Origin of the sequence: Rhizobium sp. NLR10b (assembly GCF_019685435.1) — a bacterium.
In the GTDB taxonomy this organism is placed as follows: Bacteria; Pseudomonadota; Alphaproteobacteria; order Rhizobiales; family Rhizobiaceae; genus Rhizobium.
Map to the genome: position 1 here is coordinate 33,837 of NZ_JABDWV010000016.1, position 24,906 is coordinate 58,742.

General features: G+C 62.1%; 25 protein-coding genes. 12 read left to right on the forward strand and 13 right to left on the reverse strand.

Features of this window, described 5'->3' with window-relative positions; translation table 11 throughout:
- Positions 1-37: 37 nt before the first annotated feature.
- Together HJB91_RS24045 and HJB91_RS24050 are read right to left on the reverse strand one after the other, a co-directional pair.
- Entirely contained in the window at positions 38-1,291 is a 1,254-nt protein-coding gene (locus HJB91_RS24045; RefSeq protein ID WP_221124353.1) for an extracellular solute-binding protein, read from the reverse strand.
- A gap of 78 nt (positions 1,292-1,369) precedes the next feature.
- Entirely contained in the window at positions 1,370-2,035 is a 666-nt protein-coding gene (locus HJB91_RS24050) for a GntR family transcriptional regulator (RefSeq protein ID WP_221124352.1), read from the reverse strand.
- A 130-nt stretch (positions 2,036-2,165) separates the two neighbouring features.
- Here HJB91_RS24050 and HJB91_RS24055 point away from each other — a divergent pair, with 130 nt between their 5' ends.
- Positions 2,166-3,362 carry a Tm-1-like ATP-binding domain-containing protein gene (locus HJB91_RS24055; protein WP_210633573.1) on the forward strand — a complete coding sequence of 399 codons (1,197 nt, stop codon included), beginning with the start codon at positions 2,166-2,168 and terminating at the stop codon, positions 3,360-3,362.
- Entirely contained in the window at positions 3,355-4,197 is an 843-nt protein-coding gene (locus tag HJB91_RS24060; protein WP_210633574.1) for a phosphoenolpyruvate hydrolase family protein, read from the forward strand. Before HJB91_RS24055 ends, HJB91_RS24060 begins: the two co-directional genes overlap by 8 nt.
- A 41-nt stretch (positions 4,198-4,238) precedes the next feature.
- On the opposite strand, the gene HJB91_RS24065 is transcribed toward HJB91_RS24060, so the two are convergent.
- Complete coding sequence (locus tag HJB91_RS24065; protein ID WP_210633575.1) at positions 4,239-5,102, reverse strand: NAD(P)-dependent oxidoreductase; 864 nt, start codon at positions 5,100-5,102, stop codon at positions 4,239-4,241.
- A gap of 209 nt (positions 5,103-5,311) precedes the next feature.
- Between HJB91_RS24065 and HJB91_RS24070 the strand changes: the two genes are divergently transcribed.
- The 3 genes from HJB91_RS24070 (at position 5,312) to HJB91_RS24080 (ending at position 7,151) form a co-directional block, all read left to right on the forward strand.
- Complete coding sequence (locus tag HJB91_RS24070) at positions 5,312-5,779, forward strand: universal stress protein (RefSeq protein WP_210633576.1); 468 nt, start codon at positions 5,312-5,314, stop codon at positions 5,777-5,779.
- Between the two features lie 131 nt (positions 5,780-5,910).
- Positions 5,911-6,825, forward strand: coding sequence for a DnaJ C-terminal domain-containing protein (locus tag HJB91_RS24075; protein ID WP_221124348.1), 915 nt, complete (start codon positions 5,911-5,913; stop codon positions 6,823-6,825).
- A gap of 2 nt (positions 6,826-6,827) precedes the next feature.
- A complete protein-coding gene (locus tag HJB91_RS24080) occupies positions 6,828-7,151 on the forward strand; it encodes a chaperone modulator CbpM (RefSeq protein WP_210633578.1) in 324 nt (107 codons plus the stop codon).
- 21 nt (positions 7,152-7,172) lie between these two features.
- On the opposite strand, the gene HJB91_RS24085 is transcribed toward HJB91_RS24080, so the two are convergent.
- The gene (locus HJB91_RS24085; protein ID WP_210633579.1) at positions 7,173-8,102 is read right to left on the reverse strand and encodes a phosphatidate cytidylyltransferase; all 930 of its coding nucleotides are present in this window, start codon (positions 8,100-8,102) and stop codon (positions 7,173-7,175) included.
- Entirely contained in the window at positions 8,099-8,776 is a 678-nt protein-coding gene (locus tag HJB91_RS24090; protein ID WP_247241822.1) for a 1-acyl-sn-glycerol-3-phosphate acyltransferase, read from the reverse strand. The genes HJB91_RS24085 and HJB91_RS24090 overlap by 4 nt, the downstream gene beginning before the upstream one ends.
- A gap of 236 nt (positions 8,777-9,012) precedes the next feature.
- Between HJB91_RS24090 and HJB91_RS24095 the strand changes: the two genes are divergently transcribed.
- The 6 genes from HJB91_RS24095 to HJB91_RS24120 are packed head-to-tail and all read left to right on the forward strand — an operon-like array spanning position 9,013 to position 16,245.
- Positions 9,013-9,999 (forward strand): BMP family protein, encoded by a 987-nt coding sequence (locus HJB91_RS24095; RefSeq protein ID WP_221155998.1) that lies wholly within the window; start codon positions 9,013-9,015, stop codon positions 9,997-9,999.
- A gap of 8 nt (positions 10,000-10,007) precedes the next feature.
- Complete coding sequence (locus tag HJB91_RS24100; protein WP_221155999.1) at positions 10,008-11,420, forward strand: amidase; 1,413 nt, start codon at positions 10,008-10,010, stop codon at positions 11,418-11,420.
- Positions 11,417-12,949, forward strand: a complete 1,533-nt coding sequence (locus tag HJB91_RS24105; protein WP_221156000.1) for an ABC transporter ATP-binding protein — start codon at positions 11,417-11,419, stop codon at positions 12,947-12,949. Before HJB91_RS24100 ends, HJB91_RS24105 begins: the two co-directional genes overlap by 4 nt.
- Complete coding sequence (locus tag HJB91_RS24110) at positions 12,939-13,988, forward strand: ABC transporter permease (RefSeq protein ID WP_221147515.1); 1,050 nt, start codon at positions 12,939-12,941, stop codon at positions 13,986-13,988. Before HJB91_RS24105 ends, HJB91_RS24110 begins: the two co-directional genes overlap by 11 nt.
- Positions 13,985-14,929 (forward strand): ABC transporter permease, encoded by a 945-nt coding sequence (locus HJB91_RS24115; RefSeq protein ID WP_221147516.1) that lies wholly within the window; start codon positions 13,985-13,987, stop codon positions 14,927-14,929. The genes HJB91_RS24110 and HJB91_RS24115 overlap by 4 nt, the downstream gene beginning before the upstream one ends.
- Before the next feature lie 26 nt (positions 14,930-14,955).
- Positions 14,956-16,245, forward strand: coding sequence for an amidohydrolase family protein (locus HJB91_RS24120; protein ID WP_210633585.1), 1,290 nt, complete (start codon positions 14,956-14,958; stop codon positions 16,243-16,245).
- 20 nt (positions 16,246-16,265) lie between these two features.
- On the opposite strand, the gene HJB91_RS24125 is transcribed toward HJB91_RS24120, so the two are convergent.
- Positions 16,266-17,045: a class I SAM-dependent methyltransferase gene (locus tag HJB91_RS24125; protein WP_210633586.1), complete on the reverse strand. Its 780-nt coding sequence runs from the start codon at positions 17,043-17,045 to the stop codon at positions 16,266-16,268.
- Between the two features lie 130 nt (positions 17,046-17,175).
- Here HJB91_RS24125 and HJB91_RS24130 point away from each other — a divergent pair, with 130 nt between their 5' ends.
- On the forward strand, positions 17,176-18,036 hold the full coding sequence (locus HJB91_RS24130; protein WP_221156042.1) for an alpha/beta fold hydrolase: 861 nt from the start codon (positions 17,176-17,178) through the stop codon (positions 18,034-18,036).
- 69 nt (positions 18,037-18,105) lie between these two features.
- Here HJB91_RS24130 and msrA read toward each other — a convergent pair whose 3' ends face one another.
- The 7 genes from msrA to HJB91_RS24165 all read right to left on the reverse strand — a co-directional run bounded on the left by msrA (position 18,106) and on the right by HJB91_RS24165 (position 24,906).
- Positions 18,106-18,615, reverse strand: coding sequence for a peptide-methionine (S)-S-oxide reductase MsrA (msrA, locus tag HJB91_RS24135; RefSeq protein WP_210633589.1), 510 nt, complete (start codon positions 18,613-18,615; stop codon positions 18,106-18,108).
- A 78-nt stretch (positions 18,616-18,693) separates the two neighbouring features.
- The gene (locus HJB91_RS24140) at positions 18,694-19,527 is read right to left on the reverse strand and encodes an inositol monophosphatase family protein (protein ID WP_221147518.1); all 834 of its coding nucleotides are present in this window, start codon (positions 19,525-19,527) and stop codon (positions 18,694-18,696) included.
- A gap of 106 nt (positions 19,528-19,633) precedes the next feature.
- Complete coding sequence (locus HJB91_RS24145; protein ID WP_221147519.1) at positions 19,634-20,710, reverse strand: ABC transporter ATP-binding protein; 1,077 nt, start codon at positions 20,708-20,710, stop codon at positions 19,634-19,636.
- A gap of 61 nt (positions 20,711-20,771) precedes the next feature.
- Positions 20,772-21,659 (reverse strand): carbohydrate ABC transporter permease, encoded by an 888-nt coding sequence (locus HJB91_RS24150; RefSeq protein ID WP_210633594.1) that lies wholly within the window; start codon positions 21,657-21,659, stop codon positions 20,772-20,774.
- Positions 21,660-21,662: 3 nt separating this feature from the next.
- Positions 21,663-22,571, reverse strand: a complete 909-nt coding sequence (locus tag HJB91_RS24155; protein ID WP_210633596.1) for a carbohydrate ABC transporter permease — start codon at positions 22,569-22,571, stop codon at positions 21,663-21,665.
- Between the two features lie 66 nt (positions 22,572-22,637).
- Positions 22,638-23,900, reverse strand: a complete 1,263-nt coding sequence (locus HJB91_RS24160; RefSeq protein ID WP_011427579.1) for an ABC transporter substrate-binding protein — start codon at positions 23,898-23,900, stop codon at positions 22,638-22,640.
- Between the two features lie 106 nt (positions 23,901-24,006).
- Positions 24,007-24,906: a sugar phosphate isomerase/epimerase gene (locus HJB91_RS24165; RefSeq protein ID WP_210633598.1), complete on the reverse strand. Its 900-nt coding sequence runs from the start codon at positions 24,904-24,906 to the stop codon at positions 24,007-24,009.

Here is a 24,906-nt window from a genome sequence, read left to right on the forward strand (position 1 = left end):
GCCACGACCTTGCCGCCGGGCGTTTCTGGGATGACCACTATTTCGCCTCTGCCATCTTCGCCTGGATCTGCTTCATGCCGTCCTCGCCGCCGATCTGGCCGGAGATCAGGCCCTGAATGACCTGGAAGTAGGTGTCGAGCACGGGGCCTGGCAGATAGACGCTCGGATTGTAGCCGACGCCGCCTGCGGCAGCCGCGAAGATGTCCTTCAGCACGGGAGTCGGCGGCTCGACACCGGGAATTTCGCGCGGATAGATCATCGTGCTTGCCGGATCCTGCGCGCGCTTCTTCATCACGGCATCCGAAAGCATGAAGTCGATCCACTTCATCGCAAGCTCCGGCTGCTTTGAGTTGACCGGAACGAGCCAGCTCCAGCCGACGCCGCCGGTGGGAATATCAGCACCCTTGATGTCAGAAGGCATGGGCGCATAACCGGCGTTGGCGAGGTCGTAGCCGGCCTTGCGGGCATTGGCGGTGAACCAGGGACCGGCAACGAACATGGCCGCACGCTTGTTGAACCAGAGGCGCGAGGCGCCGTCGAGATCGAGGCCTGCCATTTCCTTCTTGATATAGCCCGCCTCGATCAGCTTCTGCAGCCGGACGGCGCCGGCGGCGACCGATGGGTCGTCGAAAGCGATCTCGCGGCGCAGCGCCTTGCCGATCACTTCCTTGCCGCTCGCCGATTGCAGTAGGTTGCCGAAGAGGTGGCCGGCGCTGCCCGGTGTGCGCGGACCGATGGCGATCGGCTGCAGCCCGGTTTCTTCGATCGCCTTCATCAGCGTTTCGAACTCGGCCCACGTCGCCGGCATTTTCCAGCCCGCCTGCGCGAAGAGATCTTTGTGATACCAGATGCCGAGAGCATCGAGCCCATCCGGAACCTCGTAGATTTCCCCGCCGAACTGGCCCTTCAGCTCGGTGTAGAGCCAGGGATAGATCTCATCCTTCCAGCCGCGCTTTTCATATTGTTCGGTGAGCGGCACGACCTGCTTGGCGTTTTTGACGACGCTGATGCGGCCGATACCGGAATTGGTGAGGATTACGTCAGGCCCGGCATCCGACTGGATCGCCGCCTGCACCGCGCCGTTGCTGATCGTGCCGGTCGGCGGCATGAATTCAACCGTTACACCGGGATTGGCCTTCTCGAAATCGGCCTTGATGCCGTTCCAGAGCTGCGCGACCAGTGGTTCGGTGATCTGCTCCGGACCCCACATTTTCAGGGTCTCGGCATGCGCCGGCAAGCTTAAGGCGATCATCGCCGCCAGTGCCGTTGTCCGGGCCAGAAATTTCAGCATTGTTCCCTCCTCCGGGCCGCTCCTTGGCCACGTTTTCCGCTCGTTGAAAGGAGACCTCCCTCTCCTTCATTCACCCGGCTAACGCGCCGGATTTTCTTTCTGAAAGCGCGCCATGACGGCCTGCTGGACGTCGCTGATATGCGCGTGCATCAGCGCCTTGGCGCCGGCGATGTCGCGCGCCCGGAAAGCCTGCAGGATCTGATCGCGCTCCTCGGCGGCCCTTTCGGCCAGGTCACGACTCTCATTGGCGATCGAGCGGCAGATCTGGATCTGCAGCGCGAGCCGCGCCAGCGTTTCGACCAGCGGCGCGCTTCCCGAAAGGTCGGCGATGGTCTCGTGAAATTCCTTGTCGCGGATGCCATAGGTCGCCATGTCGCCGCGGCGCAGTGCCGCCACCGCCTCATCCAGGATGCGCTCGAAGTTTGCGATATGCCGGTCGCTCATCTCCGGAACGGCGAGCTCGACGGCGAAGCATTCGAGAGTCTTGCGCAGATTATAGAGGTCGTCGATCTCCTTCGGCGTGAAGCTGCGCACGAAGAAGCCGCGATACGGCCTGATCTCGATCAGTCCTTCCTTGGCAAGCGTTCCTATGGCCTCGCGGAACGGCGTGCGGCTGACCTGCAGGCGCTCCGTCAATTCCTTCTCATCGATCGAGACGCCGCTCGGCAGTTCGCCGGAGACGATCAGGCGAACGATCTCCTCGTAGATCCGTTCACGAAGGGTGAGGTGGCGAGGTGCGTTCATGATTTCTGTTTCCGTCTGGCGTTCATGATTTAAGTATGCAATATGCGAAATAATATACAATATGGAAAATACAAAAAGCAGGAACTTTATCGAAGTATGTGAAAATTGATCGAAAAGAGGAGGAAAAACAATGGGAAAGGTCTATATCGTCGGTACCTGCGACACCAAGGGCGCTGAATTGAACTATGCCAAGGAGGTGGTTCTTTCGGCCGGAGCCGATGCGGTGCTGGTCGATGTCGGCACGCTGGGGGACGGCGCGGACGCCGATATCAAGGTGCGCGTAGTCGCCCAATTTCATCCCGCCGGTGCGGCGGCCGTCCTTGGACAAACGGACCGGGGGACAGCGGTTTCGGCCATGGCCAAGGCGTTGACGGCTTTTCTCAATTCGCGTGGCGACATCGGTGCCGTGCTCGGTCTTGGCGGAACCGGTAATACCGCACTGGTCACGGAGGCGATGCGGGCACTGCCGATCGGGGTGCCGAAACTGATGGTCTCGACGGTCGCCTCAGGCAATGTCGCGCCCTATGTCGGGCCGAACGACCTCACCATGATGTATTCGGTCGTCGACGTCGCCGGCCTGAATGCCATCTCGCGCAAGGTGATCGGCAATGCCGCCAATGCGGCGGCCGGCATGGTCCGCAACCCCATTCCCGCCTCGGCGGATGACCGGCCGGGCATCGGCATGACCATGTTCGGCGTCACCACTTCCTGCGTCACCCAGGTTCGCGAGATGCTCGGCGAGACGCATGAAATCTACGTCTTCCATGCCACCGGCGTCGGCGGCCAGTCGATGGAGAAGCTTGCCGATTCCGGTCTGCTGCAGGGCGTGATCGACGTGACGACGACGGAGGTTCCCGATCTCCTTGTCGGCGGTGTTTTTCCGGCGACCGAGGATCGCTTCGGTGCCATCGTCCGCACCGGCCTGCCCTATGTCGGCTCGGTCGGTGCCGTCGACATGGTGAATTTCGGCGCGCGGGAAACGGTGCCGGCAGCCTTCCGCGACCGCAGGCTCCACATCCACAACGCGCAGGTGACACTGATGCGAACCACGCCGGAAGAGAACAGCAGGATCGGCGCCTTCATCGTCGACCGGCTCAACCGGATGCAGGGGCCGGTTCGTTTCCTGCTGCCGCTTCAGGGCGTTTCGGCAATCGACGCCGCCGGTCAGCCGTTCCACGATCCCGAAGCCGACGCGGCACTGTTTTCCGCCATCCGGACCGGCTGGCACGACGCGCCGAACAGGCGCCTCGTCGAGGTCGATGCCCATATCAACAGCCCGGAATTTGCCGTCGCACTCGTCGCCGGCTTCCATGAGATCCATGCCTGAGGAGAGAGTTTTGACCCGTATCGATAGAAACGACATATTGACCAAGCTTCGACGGAAGATCGCCGAGGGCCGGCCGATCATCGGCGGTGGCGCCGGCACCGGCCTTTCCGCCAAGAGCGAGGAAGCCGGCGGCATCGACCTGATCGTGATCTATAATTCCGGCCGTTACCGCATGGCCGGGCGCGGCTCGCTGGCCGGCCTGCTGGCCTATGGCAATGCCAATGAGATCGTCAAGGAGATGGGCCGCGAGGTGCTGCCGGTTGTGCGCCATACGCCGGTGCTTGCCGGCGTCAACGGCACCGACCCCTTCATGCTTCCCGATCACTTCCTCGACGAATTGAGGGCAATGGGTTTTGCCGGCATTCAGAATTTCCCGACCATCGGGCTGATCGACGGCACCTTCCGCGCCAATCTCGAAGAGACCGGCATGGGCTTCGATCTGGAAATCGACATCATCGCCCGCGCCCACGCCAAGGACATGCTGACGACCCCTTACGTCTTCAGCAGCGACGACGCCGTGGCCATGACCAAGGCCGGCGCCGACATCGTCGTCTGCCATCTCGGCCTGACCACCGGGGGCGCGATCGGCGCCGAAACGGCGCTGACGCTCGACGGCTGCGTGGAAAAGATCAACGCGTGGTCGGATGCCGCAAGATCGGTGCGCAACGACGTCATCGTGCTCTGCCACGGCGGGCCAATCGCCATGCCCGCGGATGCGGCCCATGTGCTCGCCCGCTGCAAGGGCTGCAACGGCTTTTACGGGGCAAGCTCGATGGAACGCTTGCCGACCGAGGTCGCGATCAGGGCGCAGGTCGAGGACTTCGCAAAGATATAGGCGCGGCTTCGTCCGGCTGCACGCCAACGGCCGGCGATGAGCTATGGCATGACCATCGCGCCAGAGGCTTGCTGGGAGCGAAGGATCTGGTCCAGCTGTGCGACGAGGGCGCGGCTGCCTTCCACATCCTCCGCCAACCTGGAGAAAACATCCGCCATGCCGCGGAAGATGGTTGCCGCCGGATCGCCCTCTCCGAGGAAATCGGCAATCTCCTGCATTTCGGCAACCCAACGATAGGCCTTGGGATACATGTCTGGAATGGATTTCGACAGCTTGCGGTCGAAATCGGGAAGGCTTTCGGAGAGCTCGGCCTTCAGGCTCTCAACCGCGCCCGAGCGCGATGCGGCAAGCAGCATGGCAGCGCCAAGGCCGATAAATCCCTTGTTGATGCCGGCATAACACATTTTCAGCGCCGAAGCTGCGCCGAGCGGTCCGTCCAGCCTGCGGACCCGTAAGCCGTAATCTTCGAGCAGTCTGCTTCGCTCCGCGCCGTCGCCGCTGACATAAAGGGTCGGACCTGATTTTCCGGCAACCGGCGGCCCTCCGATGATAGCGCCGTCCAGCACCGTCACGCCGATGCCGTCGAACCGGGCTGCAAGCGTCTGCATTGTCTTCGGTGCAATTGCATTGAGGTCGATGAAGGGCGGCGCCGGCGTCCTCGCCGATATGTCGGCAACCAGTTCGGCGACTCTGAGTGCCTCAGCTGGCGGAACGATCGACAGGATCAGCTCGGCTTCGGTCAGCTCTTGGCGGCCGACCGGCACCATGCCGGTTGTCTTGGCTCGCACGATCGTCTGCTCGCTTCGGCCATCGAGGCAAGTCAGCACCGTAGCGCCATGCTCGATCAATCGTTTGGCGACCGCGCTTCCCATTGCGCCCGCTCCGATAATGGCAAAGCTCGGCATCTGAAACCTCGATGTTGTGACGGCACCCGCATGAGAGTTACCGCCGATCGGGCGGTCGTCAACTGCGACAATGCGGCTGAATTCTCGCCTTGAGGCGGCCGATGGTTGCCAATATGCCGGCGGCAGTCCGGCTTGACTTTAGTCAAAGCAGACGCTGTGGATAGCCTTATGATCAGGCAAATGACTCGCATTCGAGGATATTGATCTCAATGTATCGCACGATCATCTGCTGCATCGGCATGGGCTCGAGACAGACGGCCAACCGTCTGCTGCGCCGGGCCGCGGCGCTGGTGGATGAAGGCGGAACGATCGTCGTCATGCATGTCATCGAGAATATCCCGCGCCACCACCTGACCGGTGTCCCCGAGGAATTCGAGACGGCTGCCATTATCGACGCCGAACGGAAACTTGCGTCGCTGTGCAAGGAGCTGGACATCCCGGCGATGATCGAAGTTCGCATCGGCGTTGCCGCCTCGCTGCTCGTCTCGGCCGCAAGGGAGAGAGCAGCCGATCTCATCCTGCTGTCATCCCACGTGCCCGATATCACCGACTATGTCTTCTCCTCGATCGTCGAGAAGGTCGTGCGCCATGCAGGGTGCTCGGTTCTCATCGACCGGCGCCTCGATCATGCCGGAGAAGATTCTGCGGCTCAAACAGAAGACGTCGTTTCGCTCTGATCCTGGCGAGCCTCCGCCGATCATGGCATGACGGGATTTTGACGCTTGGCATCCCCTCCCCTGCGGCGGACCGGCAACCTATATCAATCCCAACCCAACCAGCAGTATTCACTGCCCGACCGGAGATATGCATGAGCCAGGATCCTTATGAGCTTCTGGGCGTGAAGCGAGATGCGACGCAGAAGGATATTCAAAGCGCCTTCCGCAAGCTCGCCAAGAAACTTCACCCCGACCTCAACCCCGGCGACAAACACGCCGAGGACAGGTTCAAGGAAATTTCGACCGCCTACGAGATTTTGAGCGATGAGGAAAAGCGCGGCCGCTTCGACCGCGGCGAGATCGATATGTCGGGCGCCGAGCGGGCCCAGCGCAACTATTATCGCGATTATGCCGCGGCCAGCGGTCCCAACGATCCCTATCACAACAGCGCCGGCTTCGCCGATTTCGGCGACGCCGATGACATCTTTGCGAGCTTCTTTTCGCGCCGCACCGGCGGTGGCCGGTCGCGCAGCCAGGGTCAGGATCGGCGGTTCTCCATGGAGGTCGATTTTCTCGAGGCCGTCAACGGCGCCAAGACCGAGATCAAGTTTCCCAATGGCCCCGCGCTCGAGGTGCAGATCCCGCCGGGAACCCGCGACGGCCAAACCTTGCGGCTGCGCGGCAAGGGTGAACCGGGCATTGGCGGTGGGCCAACGGGCGATGCGCTGATCGAGATTCGCGTGCGGCCCCATCGCTTCTTCACGCGTGACGGCGACGACATCCGCCTGGAACTGCCGATTTCGCTCAGCGAAGCCGTGCTCGGCGGCAAGGTTCGGGCACCGACGCCGTCCGGACCGGTCAGCCTGACGCTGCCGCCGCATTCCAACACCGGCAAAGTGCTGCGTCTCAAAGGCAAGGGTGCTCCGAAACGCGGCGGTGGACACGGCGACGTCTACGTCACCCTGAAGATCGTATTGCCCGACCGCCCCGACGAGCGGCTCACGTCTCTGGTGGAGGAATGGGCGGCCGCACATCCATACGATCCGAGAAAGAACATGGAGGCCTGATCATGGATGATCTCGAATTCCGTCTTTACTTGAAAATCGATGTCGTCCAGCTCGACTTCTGGATCGAACACGGCTGGCTGATCCCGGAGACGTCGAGCGGAGGGCGGCAGTTTCGCGAAGTTGACGTCGCCCGTGCCCAGCTCATCCTCGATCTCATCGGCAATATGGGTGTCAACGAGGCCGGCGTCGACGTCGTCATGAACCTGGTCGACCAGCTCCACGGCCTGCGAGGAACGATGAGCAAGCTCATGACGGCGATCAGCCGCCAGGAGCGCGAGGTCCAGCAACGGCTGTTCGATAGTCTCCAGAATATCGACCGGCTTTAGAAATTGGCCACGTGCGTCTCTTCAGGTTGTGTACCAGTAGCGGACGATGTGGAAGAACAGCGGCGCGGCGAAGGTGATAGAGTCCAAGCGGTCGAGCACGCCGCCGTGACCCTCGATTACATAACCCCAGTCCTTGGCGTTGAGGTCGCGCTTGATCGCCGAGAGTACGAAGCCGCCGAAGAAGCCCGCGACGACGATGACCGTGCTGACGGCCGCCGCCTGCAGCGGCGAGAACGGCGTCAGGCGATAGAGCAGCGTTCCGACAAGGATGGCCGAGGCGCCGCCGCCGAAGAGGCCTTCGAGCGTTTTCGATGGGCTGATATTCGGCGAGAAACGATGTTTTCCGAGAAGCTTGCCCCAGACATATTGGAAGACGTCGCTGAGCTGCACGACGATGACGAGATAGACCAGGAGAAGGGCCGAGGGCGTGCCGGTCTGCAGCATCAGAAGTGCGGGAGCATGGCTGATCGAATAGACTGTCAGCATCAATCCCCATTGCACCCTGGCGGTGCGCGCCAGGAATTCGTTGACGTCGCCTGTCAAAGTCGCCACTGCTGGCAGGATCAGGAAGGCATAGACCGGGATGAAGATCGCGAAGAGGCCGTACCAGAGTGTCCCGAGTAGCACATAGTGCACCGGCAGCACGACGAAGAAGGACAGGAACAGCGCCAGGTGATCGCCGCGCCGCGATGGCGTCAGCGTCCAGAATTCGCGAAGCGCCATGAAGGACAGGAATGCGAAGAGGACGACCACCGCAGTATCGCCGAGCAGTATCGCACCGCCGAATATTGCCACCATGATCCACCAGGAGCGGATTCGGGCATTGAGATTGTGGACGGTCGCGACGGATCCGGGCTCGGTCGCGCGCCGCTGAAGGATGAAGCCGATGGCCGAGGCGACCGCCAGCAGACCGAGGATTGCGGCAAGCACGATGGAGAAAAAGCTGCTCATGCGATGTGCTTTCCGTCCGCCAACTCGATGACTGCTGCACGGGCGCGGGCCAGGAACACGTCCTTTGCTTCGCCCGGTTCGATGCGCAGCGGCTTGCCGAAGCGCGCCGTGCAGGTGATCGGCACGATGAGCCAGCTTCCCTTCGGCAGGATGCGCTGAAGATTGTCGAGATGGATCGGCACGAGATCGACATCGGGGAAACGGCAGGCAAGGCGATAGATGCCGCTGCGGAACGGGGCGATCTCCTCGCTGGCGCTTCTCGTGCCTTCCGGGAAGATCAGGACCGAGCGCCCCTCCTCGAGCAGGCGCTCGACCGGCTCCAAGGGGTTGCTCTCGGGCAGAGGCTTGCGGTCTATCAGGACGGCGCGCAGGCCTTTCTCGGCAATGAAACGCCGAAAAGCGCTCGTTCCCCAGTAATCGCGCGCCGCGACCGGGTGGGTCAGCCGCCGCACCGGCCACGGCAGCGCAGCCATGACGGCAACGGTATCGACATGGCTGTTGTGATTGGCGAAATAGATGCGGCGGCGGGGGTCGGGCGTACAGCCCCGCCACTCGCTTCGGGCGCCGACCATGATCCGGACGAACAGCACGAGAAGGCGACGGACGAGCGCGACCGGCCAGGACGACGACCGGCTCGCGATCGGCCGCCCCGAGGCGTCTTCTTCTTCACCCATTTCAATGTCCCCAACCCAATTGATCTATGCATAGCCTGCCGGAGTCGTCGCGCCAAGCCCTGCAAACCCGGCCCGAGAAGCACGGCGGCACCGCGCGTGCAGCCCTGCCATATCTCGTTCTTTCAGCCAGGTCGTGGCGACCGATCAGCCTGATTTTTAAGCTCATTCGTTGCTTGACACATTTTTGGGCGTTGCTATGATTTTTGAACCAAATGGTAAAAAAAGGGGAGCAATCAATGACCAAAGACATCCTGATTTCACGCCGGGCAGTCATCGCATCGGGCATTGCGCTTGGCGTCAGCGGCTTCGCCCCGCTGGCAAGGGCTGCTGCGCCGTTGAAAGTTGCCGGCATCCATGCGTCGCCGGTTGAAAATGCCTGGAACTCCTGTCTGCACAAGGCCCTCCAGGATGCGGCCAAGGACGGCGTCATCGAATATGTCTTCTCCGAGGGCGTCTCCGGCACCGATTATCCCCGCGCCATGCGTGAATATGCCGAACAGGGCAACAAGCTGATTATCGGCGAGGCCTATGCGGTGGAAAAGGAGGCGCGGCAGGTCGCGGCCGATTATCCCGATACCGCTTTCGTGCTGGGTTCAAGCGGCGAGCAGGCCGGCGACAATTTTGGCGTCTTCGGCACCTGGAACCATGACGGCGCCTATCTCGCCGGCATGCTGGCGGGCAAGATGACCAAGTCGAACATCGTCGGTTCGGTCGGCGCCATTCCGATCCCCGAGGTCAATATGCTGATCAACGCCTTTGCCGCGGGCGTCAAGGCGGTCAACCCCAATGCCAAGCACCTCGTCTCGTTCATCGGCACCTTTTTCGATCCGCCGAAGGCCCGTGAAGCCGGTCTTGCCCAGATCGACGCCGGCGCCGACATCCTGTTCGGCGAGCGCATCGGCACGGCCGACGCTGCCAAGGAACGCGGCATCAAGTCGGTCGGCTCGCTGGTCGATTACACGCCGCGTTATCCGGATACGGTGTTTGCCAACGCCATGTGGTATTTCCGCCCGATCCTCAATGCCGCGATCGCCGATGTCGCTGCCGGCAAACCAGTCGGGAGGAACTACACGCCTTACGGCCTGATGAAGGAAGGCGGCAGCGATATCGTCTTCGTCAAGGGCGTGGCGCCTGCCGAGGCGGAGGCCGCGATGGAAGCCAAGCGGGCGGAGATCAAGGCCGGCACCTTCGAAGTTCCGAAGTTGATGGAAGAGCCGAAGTAGTTCGCCCCATGCAGGGCGATGCGACGGAACTGGCGGCAGCGATCAGGCATGGCAGCCTGAGTGCTGCAGAAGCGTTGCAGATCTCCCTCGAGGCCGCCGCACGGCATGAGTCGCTCGGCGCGATCGCCTATCTCGATGCCGCCATGGGTTTCGCCGCGGCGCACGCCTGCGATCGGGAGCGGCAGAGCGCGCCCGGCGATTTTGCCGCCCGGCCCTTTCCCGGCGTGCCGACCTTGGCGAAAGATCTTGGCGGCCCCTTTGCCGGGTTGCCGGTGACGGCTGGTTCTCGCCTCTTCGAACGAAAGGGCGGCGAAGCCGATTCCGATCTTGCTTCTCGGTTCCGCGATGCTGGCTTCTGCCTGTTCGGCTTGACGACGAGCCCGGAATTCGGCCTTTCGCTCGCCAGCGAACCGGCAATCGGGCCTGTCTGCCGCAATCCGCTCGATCCGGCCCGCACCGCCGGCGGCTCCTCCGGCGGCGCTGCGGCGGCGGTTGCGGCCGGGATCGTCGCGATCGCCCATGCCACCGACGCCGGCGGCTCGATCCGGGTGCCGGCCGCCTGTTGCGGCCTCGTCGGACTGAAGCCGACCCGCGGCGCCGTTCCGGGCGGACCATCCTTCGGCAACCACCTCGCCGGCATCGCCAGCGAACTCGCGGTCTGCCGCTCGGTGCGGGATACGGCACTGATTTTCAGCCGGCTGACCGGTCATGCGCGCGGCCCTGTTGCGGATCCCTCCCCTGTCGATACCGGCGCTGGCCGTTTGCGGATCGGCCTGCTGACCGATACTGGGTCGGCCTACCCGACCGAGGGCGATCGGCTCACAGCCGTCGAGGCGGCGGTGCGCGTGCTCGAGAACGATGGACATGTCGTCGTCCCGCTCGCCTGGACCGACTTCGAATGGAGCGTCATCGCCAGCAGCCGCGCCTTCGCCGATATCGTTTCCGTCAACCTCGCCGCGCTCATCGAGGCGGCAGTGCTCGATGAAAGCAGGGCCGAGCCTCTCACGCAGGCTTTCGCGGCGCGCGGGCGGGCACTGTCGGCCATTATGCTCTGGAACACCCTGAGCGACGCCGTCCTGGTGAGCCATCGTCTCTGGTCACTGTTCGACAGGGTCGATTGCATCCTGATGCCGATGCTCGCCGCCGCGCCCCTTGCGATCGGCTCCTTTCCGTCCGATCATGCCGACACGGAACTGCATCTCGAACGAATGGCGGCATTCGCGCCGCTTGCCTGCCTGGCCAATATTTCGGGTTTTCCTGCTTTGACGCTCCCTTTCGGACAGGATCAACAGGCTATGCCGCTGCCGCTGCAGCTCTTGGCGCCTATGGGCCACGAGCCACGCCTTCTGTCGCTTGCCGCACGCCTGGAGGCCGAGGGGCGATGGCAGCACCGGTTTCCGGTGGCGGGATTGTTGTCATGACCGGGTCTGTTCTCGAGATTGTCGGCGTCAGCAAACGCTTCGGCGCCAATCTCGCCAATGACGATATTTCCATGACCCTCGCCAAGGGCGAGATCGTGGCCCTGCTCGGCGAGAACGGTGCCGGCAAGACCACGCTGATGAGTATCCTTTTCGGCCATTACGTGCCGGATGCCGGCCGAATTCTAATCGACGGCGCCGAGCTGCCGCAGGGAAAGCCGCGCGCGGCAATCCGCGCCGGCGTCGGCATGGTGCACCAGCATTTCTCGCTCGCCCCCAATCTGACGGTCCTTGAAAATGTCATGACCGGCACGGAGGGACTATGGTCCTGGCGTTCGGCAACGTCAGCGGCGCGCAAGAAGCTCCTTGCCATTTCCGAGCGCTTCGGCCTCACGGTTGATCCCGACGCTCGCCTTGGCGATCTGTCGGTCGGCGAGCAGCAGCGAGTGGAAATCCTCAAGGCGCTCTACAACGACGCCCGCATCCTCATCCTCGACGAGCCGACGGCGGTGCTGACCAACATCGAGGCCGAGCGGCTGTTCACGACGCTGAAGGAAATGGCCCGCCAGGGCCTGTCGTTGATCTTTATCTCGCACAAGCTCGATGAGGTCATGGCTGCGGCCGACCGCATCGTCGTCTTACGCGGCGGCAAGATGGTCGCCGAACGCAGGTCAGCGGAAACCGGCAAGGCGGAACTCGCCGAACTGATGGTCGGGCGGCGCGTCACACGGCCCGTGCGCGAGCCGTCGACACCCGGGGCCATTGCCCTCGAAGCGGACGGCGTGACGGTGCGCACCGGCGGCGTCGATCGGCTGAAATCGGTCAGCTTTCGGCTGCATCAGGGCGAAATCCTCGGCATCATCGGCGTTTCGGGCAATGGCCAGACGGCGTTGGCGCGCCTTCTGTCCGGCACGCTGGCGCGCAGCGGCGGCGACCTCAGGCTGTTCGGGGAAGCGGTCGGTCATCTCGGCGTCGCCGATGTCGTCGAAGCCGGCATTGGCCGCATTCCCGAGGACCGCAACCATGAGGGCGTGATCGGCGAAATGGCCATCTGGGAAAATGCGGTGCTGGAGCGCATCGCTTCGCCCACCTTCTCGCGCCGCGGGCTCGTCAACCGCAAGGCCGGCATGGCCTTTGCCCGCGAGATCATCGACGGCTTCGACGTTCGCGGCGGCGGCCCGGCAACCCGCGCGCGGCTGCTGTCCGGCGGCAATATGCAAAAGCTCATTCTCGGGCGCAGTCTATATCGGCGGCCGCGCATCCTGATCGCGGCGCAGCCTGCGCGCGGCCTCGATGAAGGTGCGGTTGCCGCCGTGCATGCGCGCCTGCTGGAAGCTCGTCGGCAGGGGACTGCGGTGCTGCTGATCTCGGAGGATCTTGACGAGGTGATTGCGCTTGCAGACCGCATACAGGCGATCGTCGGCGGCCGGCTGTCGCCGCCCGTCGACGCCGATGGCGCCGACGCCCGCAGGCTGGGGCTGATGATGGCCGGCGAATGGCAAGAGACCCGCGAGGCCGATCATGCGATTTGAGCGCCGCGAGCACCGCCCGCTTTACCTGCTGATCGCCACCCCCGTCATCGCCATCATCGCGGCGCTGGCGCTGGCGGGCATCTTGATCTCGATCGCCGGCGCACCTGTTCTCGACGCCTATTGGCGCATTCTGACCGGCGCCTTCGGTTCGCGGCTTTCGGCGACCGAAACGCTGACACGGGCAACGCCGCTGATGCTGACCGGGCTTGCTGCCGCCGTCGCCTTCCGGGCGCGGCTCTGGAATATTGGCGCCGAGGGCCAGTTCTATCTCGGCGCCATTGCCGTTGCGGCAGCAAGTTCGAAACTGCTGGGCAATCTTCCCGCGCCCATCCTCGTCCCGCTCCTGCTGCTGATCGGCGCCATCGCCGGCATGGTGCTGATCCTGGTTCCGCTATGGCTCAGGCTGCGCTTTTCCGTCGATGAGGTCGTCACCAGCCTGCTCATCAACTTCATCGCCGTGCTTTTCGTGTCGATGCTGATCGACGGGGTTCTCAAGGATCCGCTCGCTTTCGGCTGGCCGCAGTCGCAATCCGTCAGCGATCACGCCATGCTGCCGAAGCTGATCGCCCGCTCGCGCCTGCATATCGGCTTTGCGATCGCCATCGTTCTTGCCGTCGTCGTCCATTTCGTTCAGTCCCGTACGGTGTTCGGCATGCAGTCCCGCGCTGCGGGCCTCAATCCCGCCGGCGCGGTCTTCGCAGGTGTGCCCCTCGGCAGAACGCTGGTGAAGGTCGCCTGCCTCTCGGGCGGGCTTGCGGGGCTTGCAGGCGCGATCGAGGTGATGGGCGTCAAGGGTTACGTGACGACCGATCTGTCGCCCGGTTTCGGCTACGCCGGCATCGTGGTGGCGATGCTTGCCAATCTCAATCCGCTCGGTGTCGTCTTCGCCGCCATTTTCACGGCCACCATGTTCGTGGGCGCCGACGGCATGAGCCGGGGTCTCGGCATCCCGACCTATATCGCCGATGTCACAGTGGCGCTGTCGCTGCTGACGATGCTGATCGCGTTGTTCTTCACCCAGTACAGGATCCGGCGATGATGCAGCTGTTCGATATCATCGCCTCCGCCGGCCTCTGGGCGGCAATCCTGCGGATCGCCACGCCGCTGATTTTCGGCACGCTCGGCGCCCTGCTCTGTGAACGGGCGGGTGTGCTCAATCTCGGCATCGAAGGCATCATGACCTTCGGCGCGATGATCGGCTGGCTTTCCGTCTATCATGGCGCCGATCTCTGGACCGGCCTGCTGATTGCTGCGATCGCCGGCGGCGTCTTCGGTCTGCTGCATGCGGGGCTGACGGTGACGCTCGGCCTCTCGCAGCATGTCTCCGGTCTCGGCGTCACGCTCTTTGCATCGAGCTTCAGTTATTATGTCTTCCGGCTGATCGTGCCGCTTGCCAATACGCCGCCGACCATCGTGCCGTTCCAGCCGATCGCCATTCCCGGCCTCTCGACGCTGCCTTTCATCGGCCCGGCCTTCTTCACGCAGACCGCGCCGACCTATCTTGCGATCCTGATCGCCCTGTTGATGGCCTACATCATCTTCCGCACGCCCATGGGGCTTGCGATCCGCATGACCGGCGAAAACCCGCATGCTGCGGAAGCCCAGGGCGTCAATCCGATGAAGGTGCGTTACGGCGCGGTCATCGCCGGCAGCGCGCTGATGGGAATGGGCGGCGCCTTCCTGACCTTGTCGGCGTTCAACAGCTTCTTCCCGACCATGGTGCAGGGGCGCGGATGGATCTGCATCGCGCTCGTCGTCTTCGCCTCCTGGCGGCCGGGCCGGGCGCTTTTCGGCGCCCTGCTCTTCGCGTTCTTCGATGCCTTTCAGCTTCGGCTGCAAACCGTGCTGAGCGGGCTTGTGCCCTATCAGCTCTTCCTGATGACGCCCTATATTCTCTCCATCGCCGCGCTTGCCGTCATGGCCCGCCGCGCCCGCGTTCCGCAGGCGCTGATGCAGCCCTACCGCCGCGGCGAGCGCTGAGACCGTCCACATCCAACGAGGCTCCGATGTTCGATCTGATCGTCAGAAACGCAAATCTCCCCGATGGCCGCACCGGCATCGATATCGGCATCGAGGGCGGCAGGATCTTTGCCGTCGAGCCCAATCTCCAGGCGCAGGCTGGCGAAGAAATCGATGCAACCGGCAGGCTGATCAGCCCGCCTTTCGTCGATCCGCATTTTCATATGGACGCCACCCTGTCGCTCGGCCTGCCGCGCATGAACGTCTCCGGCACGCTGCTCGAAGGCATCGCACTTTGGGGCGAGCTGCGCCCCATCGTGACGAGGGAAGAACTGGTCGATCGCGCTCTGCGCTATTGCGATCTGGCGGTGACGCAAGGCCTGCTTTTCATCCGCAGCCATGTCGATACCAGCGATCCCAGGCTGGTGACGGTCGAGGCGATGATCGAGGTCCGCGAGAGGGTCGCGCCCTATATCGACCTGCAATTGGTCGCCTTCCCGCAAGACGGCTATTACCGCTCGCCGGGCGCGATCGACGCGCTCAACCGTGCTCTCGACATGGGCGTCGACATCGTCGGCGGCATTCCGCACTTCGAACGGACGATGGGCGAAGGGACGGCCTCGGTCGAGGCGCTCTGCCGTATCGCCGCCGATCGCGGCCTGCCGGTCGACATGCATTGCGACGAAACCGACGATCCGCTCTCGCGCCATATCGAGACGCTGGCCGCGCAAACCATCCGCTTCGGACTGCAGGGACGTGTCGCTGGCTCGCATCTGACCTCGATGCATTCGATGGACAATTATTATGTTTCCAAGCTCATCCCGCTGATGGCAGAGGCTAAGATCAACGTCATCCCCAATCCGCTGATCAACATCATGCTGCAAGGCCGGCACGATACCTATCCGAAACGCCGTGGCATGACCCGCGTGAGGGAGTTGATGGATGCCGGGCTCAACGTTTCCTTCGGGCATGATTGCGTCATGGACCCGTGGTATTCGATGGGATCAGGCGACATGCTGGAGGTCGGCCATATGGCGATCCATGTCGCGCAGATGGCCGGCATCGAAGACAAGAAGAAGATCTTCGATGCCCTGACGGTCAACTCGGCAAAGACGATGGGCCTTTCAGGTTACGGCCTGGAGAAGGGATGCAACGCCGACCTCGTCATCCTCCAGGCGCGCGATACGCTGGAAGCGCTGCGGCTGAAGCCGAACCGACTGGCCGTGATCCGCCGCGGCAAGGTTATCGTCCGCTCGGCGCCGCGCATCGGCGAGCTTTTCCTGGACGGGCGTCCGGCCCGGATCGATGGTGGTCTGGATTACGCGCCGCGCTATTGAGACGCGACGACGCCTGCGCGCTATCTCGTCGCGCGGCGGGCTGTGATGATCCAGGCGCGGGAGTCGAAAAACACACCCTCCGGCGCCATATGCGCCGCCAGCAAATCGCGCAGACGCTGCAGCGGTTTGCCGGGCGGCTCATCGGTGCGTGCGAGCGCGTCCTTCACAAGATAAAGGCCGGCGAGCGCCTCGGACGCCGCATCGACGTCCGGTCCATAGAAGACCGGCTCTCGCACGTCGGCAAAATCGATCGACGTAAAACCTGCGGTACTCAAAAGGTCCTTCGCAATGGGAGGATTGCCAAGCGAAAACGGATTGGGACCACCTGCCGAAACCGTAGTTGCGGGCGCCAGGGCCTGCCGGATGGCGCCAGACCACTCGTTATGCTCCCGGCTTTGCCACACCATCCACACAAGGCGGGCGCCCGGACGCATCGCCCTGCCGATATTGGCAAATGCCGCCGCCGGATCGGCAAAAAACATCACGCCGAACCGGCTGATGCAGAGGTCGAAGCCGGCAGCCGGAAAGGCATGGAATTGCGCGTCTGCCTGCTCGAATACCACATTTCGCAAACCTTCCGCAGCACTCCGTCGCCTTGCGACTTCGAGCATCTCGGCTGATGTATCCACTCCGACCGCTTTTCCTTGCGGCGCGGCGCGGGCGGCCTCGCGCGTCGTCTGTCCCGCGCCGCAGCCGATATCGAGCACCAGGTCACCGGGGGCAACGCCGGCAGCAATACGCAGGTGCCGATTGTGTCTCGCCAATTCCGCGTCGTAAAAGTCGGCACGATCCAACGCCATAACACTCACTTTGCTTTGTTCGAGGATCAATCTTCAGTCTGATGGGGATTCGCGTGCCAAAACAGATTGCATATGAGGATCAGTTATGCAAGATGAAGACTGGTTGCGAATTGCAATCGGAAAGATGGGTATGGAAATGACCGGGTCAACTCCCGAAAAGATCGTCGCATTCGAAAATGTGCAACTGCACACCCAGGCCTTCGGCGATCCGGCCCACCCGCCCGTATTGTTGATCATGGGGGTGATGTCTTCGATGCTGTGGTGGCCGGAAAGGTTCTGCGAGGAACTCGCCGCACAAGGGCGCTACGTGATCCGCTACGACCAGCGCGACACCGGCCTTTCCACGTGTTATCCGCCGGGCGAGCCGGACTATTCGTTTAGCGATCTGGCCGACGACGCCATCGCCGTTCTCGACGGTTATGGAATTGAGGCCGCGCATCTGGTGGGCATGTCGATGGGCGGTTTCGTGGCGCAAGAGGCCGCATTGCGCCACCGCCGGCGCGTGCGGACACTTACCGTGATCAGCTCGTCGCCGGTCGGAGTCGACGGCCTGCCTTCTTCGACCAAAGCTTACAAGGAACATTCCGCCGCTGCCGAAAGTCTCGACTGGTCGGATCTTGGGACCATCGCCGATTTCCTGCGCCGCGATTCAGCCATGCTGGCCGGCACCAGGCATCCGCACGATGCCGAGGCGGCAACCGCCCTCATCGCACGCGACATGAGCCGCGCCGCGTCCTTTGTCAGCGCGATCAACCATTTCATGCTGTTGAGCGAGGATGGCGCCGCCACGTTGCATGCGTCCGGTATCGATGTGCCGGTTCTCGTAATTCACGGGACGTCGGATCCGCTCTTCCCGATCGAACACGGAGAGGCCTTCACCCGTGTCGCGCCGAGCGCTGAGCTGCACCGGCTTGTTGGTGGCGGGCACGAAATTCACGATCGGGACATCGACGAAATGGTGCGTATCATTGCCGATCGCACCGGGTTCTGACCCGCCTGCCGAGCGGCTGGACGCGCCATGCATGCCGGCATTGTTTCCGGCATGCATGCGCCAATTGCGTCAGGCAATCTTCTGGCGGGCCGGCAGCTTCCAGCCGGGCCGGATGAAATGGCAGGTATAGCCGTTCGGAATCCGTTCCAGATAATCCTGATGCTCTGGCTCGGCCTCCCAGAAATCGCTCACCGGCACGACCTCAGTGACGACCTTGCCGGGCCACAAGCCGGACGCGTCGACATCGGCGATCGTATCGCGGGCGACACGCTCCTGCTCCGGGCTGGTGTAGAAGATCGCCGAGCGATAGCTCGTGCCGACGTCGTTGCCCTGGCGGTTGCGCGTGCTCGGATCATGGATCTGGAAGAAGAATTCGAGGATTTCGCGATAGCTGATCCGGGCGGGGTCGAAGATGATCTCGATCGCCTCGGCATGGGTGCCGTGGTTGCGGTAGGTGGCATTCGGCACATCGCCGCCGGTATAGCCGACGCGGGTCGAAATAACGCCATTATAGCGGCGGATGAGGTCCTGCATGCCCCAGAAGCAGCCGCCGGCGAGCACTGCACGTTCTTCGGTCATTGGGTGTCTCCTTGTTTCCCGAGAGATAGTGTCTCGCACCTTAGATTTCCATATCTCGAGTCCGGCGACCGGCCTGGTTCACGCGTTGACCAGGAAGCCTTCCTTGAGCCAGGGATGCAGCGCCTTGCTGGCCGCGAGGATATCGCCGCGCCCGTCGACTTCAGCGCCGGAAAACCGCGTGACGATGCCGCCGGCCTCTTCGACCATCAGCGCCGAAGCGCCGAAATCATGGATCGAGAGCCCATCCTCGAAAAAGCCGTCCAGCCGGCCGCAGGCGACATAGGCGATCGACAGCGCCGCCGAGCCCAGGCGGCGCACGCCCGCCGTGTTGGCCATCAGGCGTTTGATGGCATCGAAATAGGTCTCCTCCGCAACCGCCTTCACCTGGCCGGGAATGGGCAGCCCGGCGCCGATCAGCACGTTTTCGATGTCGGCGACATCGGCGCAGCGGATGCGCTCGCCATTGAGATAGGCGCCGCCGCCGATCTCGGCGCTGAACAGTTCATCGAGCATGGCATCGTAGACGACACCGGCGACCAGTCGGCCGCCTTCGGCAATTGAAATCGTCATACCGAAATGCGGAACGCCCCAGGCGTAATTGGTCGTGCCGTCGATCGGGTCGATGTAGATAATCGGGGTCTCCGGCCCAGCCGTGCGGTTACCGACGGCCTCCTCGCCCTGGATGGCATATTCAGGGAAAGCCTTGGCCATCTCATCGACGATGATACGCTCGATGGCGACATCGATTTCAGTCTGATAATCGCGCGGCGCCTTGGCCAGTATTTCCCCGGATGTCCGCCGCCGCAGGGAAGCCCGGGCCGTCTCGCCCGCCTTCAACACCGTTTCGGCAAGCACGATGAGGCGGGGCGACGCGTTCGGGGAAAGGCGCGCTGAAGTCGGGGAGGATGCCATGAAAAAAATCCGGATGCTGTAGATATGAACGAAGTGAATCGTGCGGAGCCACTCCCTTCGCAGAGACCGATGATGGTTTTATGAAGCTGCCCGCGCCCGACAGGTCTTATATCAGGCGCTCGGTCGATGCGTCAAAAAGATGGACCTGGGCCGGATCGACCGAAAGTCCGATCATCTCTCCTGGTCTGACCTTGTCGCGCCGCGTCTCGACGATCGTCAGTTCCGGCTGCGTCGCCGCGACGATGAAGGTCGAGGAGCCCGTGGATTCGACGAAGGCGATCGGCACGTCGAAGCTGCCCTGCCCGGGCGCGACAACCTCGATATGCTCCGGCCGGATGCCGGCGACGAGCTTGCGTCCAGGTTCGATCGCGCGTGCCAGTGCAAGCTTCTGTTTTACCGCGCCGAAATCCAATACCAGGCTCTTGCCGTCTTCGGCGGCGATCGCTGGAATGAAATTCATCGCCGGAGAACCGATGAACCCGGCGACGAACCGGTTCGCCGGCCGGTCGTAAAGGTCAAGCGGCGCGCCCTGCTGTTCGATGATGCCGTCGCGCATCACCACGACATGGTCGGCCATCGTCATCGCTTCGACCTGGTCATGCGTGACGTAGACGAAGGTGGCGTTCAGCCGGTCATGCAACGCCCGGATTTCCTTGCGCATCGAGACACGCAACGCGGCATCAAGGTTGGAAAGCGGCTCGTCGAACAGGAAGGCTTGGGGGTTGCGGATAATTGCGCGGCCCATGGCGACGCGCTGTCGTTGGCCCCCGGAAAGCTGGCGCGGATAACGGTCGAGCAGTCTGGAAAGGCCGGTGATGGCAGCGACCTCCTCGGCTTTCTGTTTTGCCTCAGCCTTGGGGACGCGGTGCATCTTCAGCGAGTAGGTCAGGTTCTGTTCCACCGTCATATGCGGATAGAGGGCGTAACTCTGAAAAACCATGGCGATATCGCGTGCTCGCGGCGGCACGTCGTTCATCACCTTGCCGGCAATCTTCAGCGTGCCGCCGGTAATTTTTTCCAGCCCGGCAAGCGAACGGAGCAACGTCGACTTGCCGCATCCTGACGGACCGACCAGCGCCACGAATGTGCCCTTGGGAATTGATAGGTTGACGTTCTTAAGCGCGTGAAAGGCGCCGTAGTGCTTCTCGACGCCCGAGAGTTCGATTTGGATGTCCTGGCTCATACCGAAAACCTTGCAGGTCCCCAACCGGGACCGATGAGATGGTCAAGGGTGAAAAACGTCGTCACTTGACTGCTCCAGCGGCGATGCCGCGCGTCAGCGTGCGCTGGAAGATCAAGAAGAAGATCACGGTCGGTATTATACCCAGGAAAGCCGCCGAGGCCTGCAGCACCGGGTCCGACATGTTCTGACCGCGGGTGAGGCCCATGGCGACCGAGACCGTCTGGTTGTTATTCGATACCAACATGACGAGCGGGATCAAGAATTCGTTCCAAGTCCAAATGAAAAAGAAGGTTCCCAGGACCATGAGCGTCGGCCTCAGCATCGGGACGACGACAAACCACAGCGTTTTCCAATGGGTCGAGCCATCCATCTCTGCCGCTTCGAGGATTTCCTTGGGAAAGGTACTCAGCACGGTCGAGAGCAGGTAAGTCCCGAAAGCGCTTTGCAGGACCGCGAAAATGATGATCACGGAAAGCTGCGTATCATAGAGGCCGCTCGCTTTCGCCATGTAGTAAAGCGGGTAAATGATGGACTCCTGCGGCACCATAATGCCGAGAAGAAAGACCACCAAAATCACGCGCGAACCCGGCACCTTGCCGACCCCTATCGCATAGGCGTTGAACAGGCTTATCAGTACCCCCAACACCGATACAGCCAGACTGATCACCACGCTGTTGAGCAGCTTGCGGCCGAAATCAGACACCGTCCAGAATTTCTCGATCGCCGTGAGATCGATCGACCGAGGAATCGAAAGCGGTCCGCCGACCGCGTATTCGGCGCTCGCCTTGACGGCGTTGAGCAGAGCAAGGAAAAAGGGAAAGAGCGTAAAGGCGAGGAGCAGAATAAGGATGGCCAGCACCACCCACCGCATGGGATCGCGTCGGGCGCGATCGGCAGGTGCGGTCGCTTTTGCCTTGGTGGTACCGTCGCTGAGAACTGAGTAAGCCATGATCTACTCCTTCGCCTCCTGCTGGGACTGGAAACGTAGGAAAATCACGGCCAAAGCGATCGTCAGGGTCGTCTGCACGACCGCGATGGCTGCGGCATAGCCGACGCGTTGTGTTGTGAAGAAGTGGTAGTAAGTCAGATAGGATGGCACGAGGGTGGAATTGTCGGGGCCGCCGGCGGTGATGACAAAAATTGGCGCAAAGACTTTAAGCGCTGCGATCAGTGTGGTCAGCACAACGACGAAAATCTCCGGCGCCAGGAGCGGAATGGTGATCGTCACCAGCCGGCTCCACCAGTTTGCGCCATCGAGCTCGGCAGCCTCGTAGAGGGAAGGGTCGATGCGCGAAAGACCGGCCATGAAAACCACCAGACAGTAGCCGACCTGTATCCAGACAATGACGAGCGAGACGGCAGCAAGCGCGTATGTCGCATCGCCGATCCAGTTCTGGGCGAGGTTATCAAGGCCGATGGCCTTCAGCGTGATGTTGATGACACCGACGGGATTGAGAATCCAGCCCCAGAGCACGCCCGCGACCGTTACGGGCAGAATCTGCGGTAAGTAAAAACCGGCCCTGAAGAAGCTCGAAACCCATTCCCCGAATTGGTCCCTGACGTAGTCGAACAGCAGAGCGGCGAGCACCAGGCCGATACACACGGGTATCACGGTCATCGAGACGATGAACAGTAGCGTGTGATACATCGATCCCCAGAATTGATCGTCCGTAAGCAGGCGATGATAGTTCTGCAGGCCGACCGGTCGCGGCGTGCCAACGCCCTTCCATGCCGTGAAGCTCAGCCCGATATTGGCGAGCTGCGGTATGAGCACGATCAGAATGAAGCCGATCACCCCCGGGATGAGGTAGAGGCTATAGCTTCGTGAACCGTCGCTCGATCGCTGGCTGGATATAGCCATATCATTCTTCCTTCAGCCTACCACAATGGGCTGCGCCGGAGGCGCAGCCCAGCGTTCAAGGTCGCGCTACTGGTTCTCCTGCGCGTCGTCGTAGACCTGCTTGATCTCTTCGACGAACTGCTCCGCAGTCAGACTGCCCTGGAAAAGGCCAGTGTCTTTCTGATTGAGCACGTCGTAGTAGCCGGGGACCGGCCAGTCAGGATAGAAACCGAGGCCGTTTTTGTCAGAGATCTGCTTGAAAACCGCTGCGGCGTTCTTACCGATGGGATTGGTGATGGCGGAAAGATCAGCGGCGATCGGGACGCCGCCGGCATTGCCGAGTTCAGCTTGGTACTTCGGCGACAAGGTCAGGCTGATCCACTCGGCGGCGAGGTCGGGATTCTTGCTACTTTTGGGAACGACCCAGAGATTGCCTGTCGAGCCGACAGAATATTTCGGCGTCGGAATCACGAACTGACCCCACTTGAAGTCCTTGATGGTCGAGGCAAAGGTGCCGAGATTCCACGTGCCCGAGACGTACATCGGTGCTTTGCCCGAGGTAAAGAGCAGAGCTGCATCCGGGTCCTTCATGCCCGTGGAGTCCTTGCTGATGTAGCCCTTGCTGACCCAGTCGACCAAGGTCTGGGCCGCATAGAGGTAGGGCGCGCCGTCGAGAGGTGCCTTCAAACCCTGATAATTCTGGATCCAGGCGTCATCGGCCTTGGTGTAGGCGAGAGAGGCAAGCAAGTGCTGGCCACTGGTGTCGATGGCGCCGAGCGCGAGGGGCGTCAGACCTTTCTGCTTGAAGGCTTCCAAGTCAGCGACCCACTCTTCAAGCGTGGTCGGCGGCTTGAGGCCTGCCTTTTCGAACATGTCAATATTGTAGAAGCACGAAACATATTCGCCGAAGACAGAAACGCCCCAAACAGGGCCAGAGCCATAGATTCCCTTTTCGTCATAACGGCTGAGGACAAAATCGCCTTCGTTAAGGATCTTGTCCCAGCCCTCCTTCTTCACGTAGGCATCCAGATTGGTCAGCAATCCCTGGCTTGCAACCAGGCCAGCGGTCGCATTGCCCTTATTGTACTCAAGCACGTCGGGGGCCTGATCGGAATTGAGGATCATGCCGCCCGAGGCCTGCAACTGCTGAAATGTCTTTTGCTCAAAGCTGACGTTGATGTCCGGATGTTTCGCCTTGAACTCCTCGAGCGCCTTCTTCCAGACAATGCCCTGAGCCGTGGTCGGCTCCTCGAACCACCATATCTTGAAGGTCTTCTGTTCGGCATGGCCGATCGATGTCATCAGCATCGCCGTGCCGAGCGCTAGCGCAAGTGTCGCAATTCTTTTCATGCCTTCCTCCCAAAAAAGCGGCTGCGCCGCGAAAAGACGAGTTAGTCAGTCATGGCGCCCCGCCCCGGGCCTCCCAGCCCGGCGGCGCTCCATTTTAGTCGGTTGATCAGGGATCAACAATGAAATCTCCGCCCCGGCACTTCTTCAGATAGTTGAGCCCGTGAACCTGGCCAGTCATTTCGAGCTCGTCGCGATAGACCGGGTCGTGCCAGCCTTCGATGTCGATCGAGCCGGACCAGCCGGCGAGGCGCAGCTCGGAGATGATGTCGGTCCAGTTGCTGTCGCCGAAGCCCGGCGTGCGCATGAAGACGAATTTCTCCTTGCCGAAGATGCCGTGTTCCTTGATGACCTCCCAGCGGATGGTCGCGTCCTTGCCGTGGACGTGGAAAAACTTGTGCGCCCATTTGCGGATCTGCGGCATGGGGTCGATCAGATAGACCATCTGATGGCAGGGTTCCCATTCCAGCCCGATATGATCATCCGGCGTTTCGTTGAAGATCAGCTCCCAGGCATCCGGATTGTGGGCGATATTCCAGTCGCCGCTCGCCCAGTTGCCGTCCATGGCGCAATTCTCGAAAGCGATCTTGACGCCCTTGTCGGCCGCCCGTTTGGCCAGCTCGCTCCAGATTTGTCTATAGCGCGGCAGGCTGTCGGTCAGCGGCTTGCCGCGGACGCGGCCGGTGAAGCCGGCAACGCAGGTGGCGCCGAAATGATGGGCATTGTCGATGCAATCCCTCCAGCCCTGCAGCGTCTCGAGATCGATTGCGCTCTCTTCCAGCGGATTGCCGAACATGCCGAGCGTCGAGATGGTGATGTCGCGGTCGCCGATCGCATCAAGGCAGCGCTTGCCGAGCTCGGCGAGGTTCTGCCCCTTGGTCGTCTGCCAGAAGAAAGGTTCGAAGCTTTCGAAGCCGAGGTCGGCAATCTGACCGATGCGCTGGGCGGCATCGCCCTTGTTGCCGCTGACCATGGTGCCGATGCGAATGGATTTTGCAGGGTTGCTCAC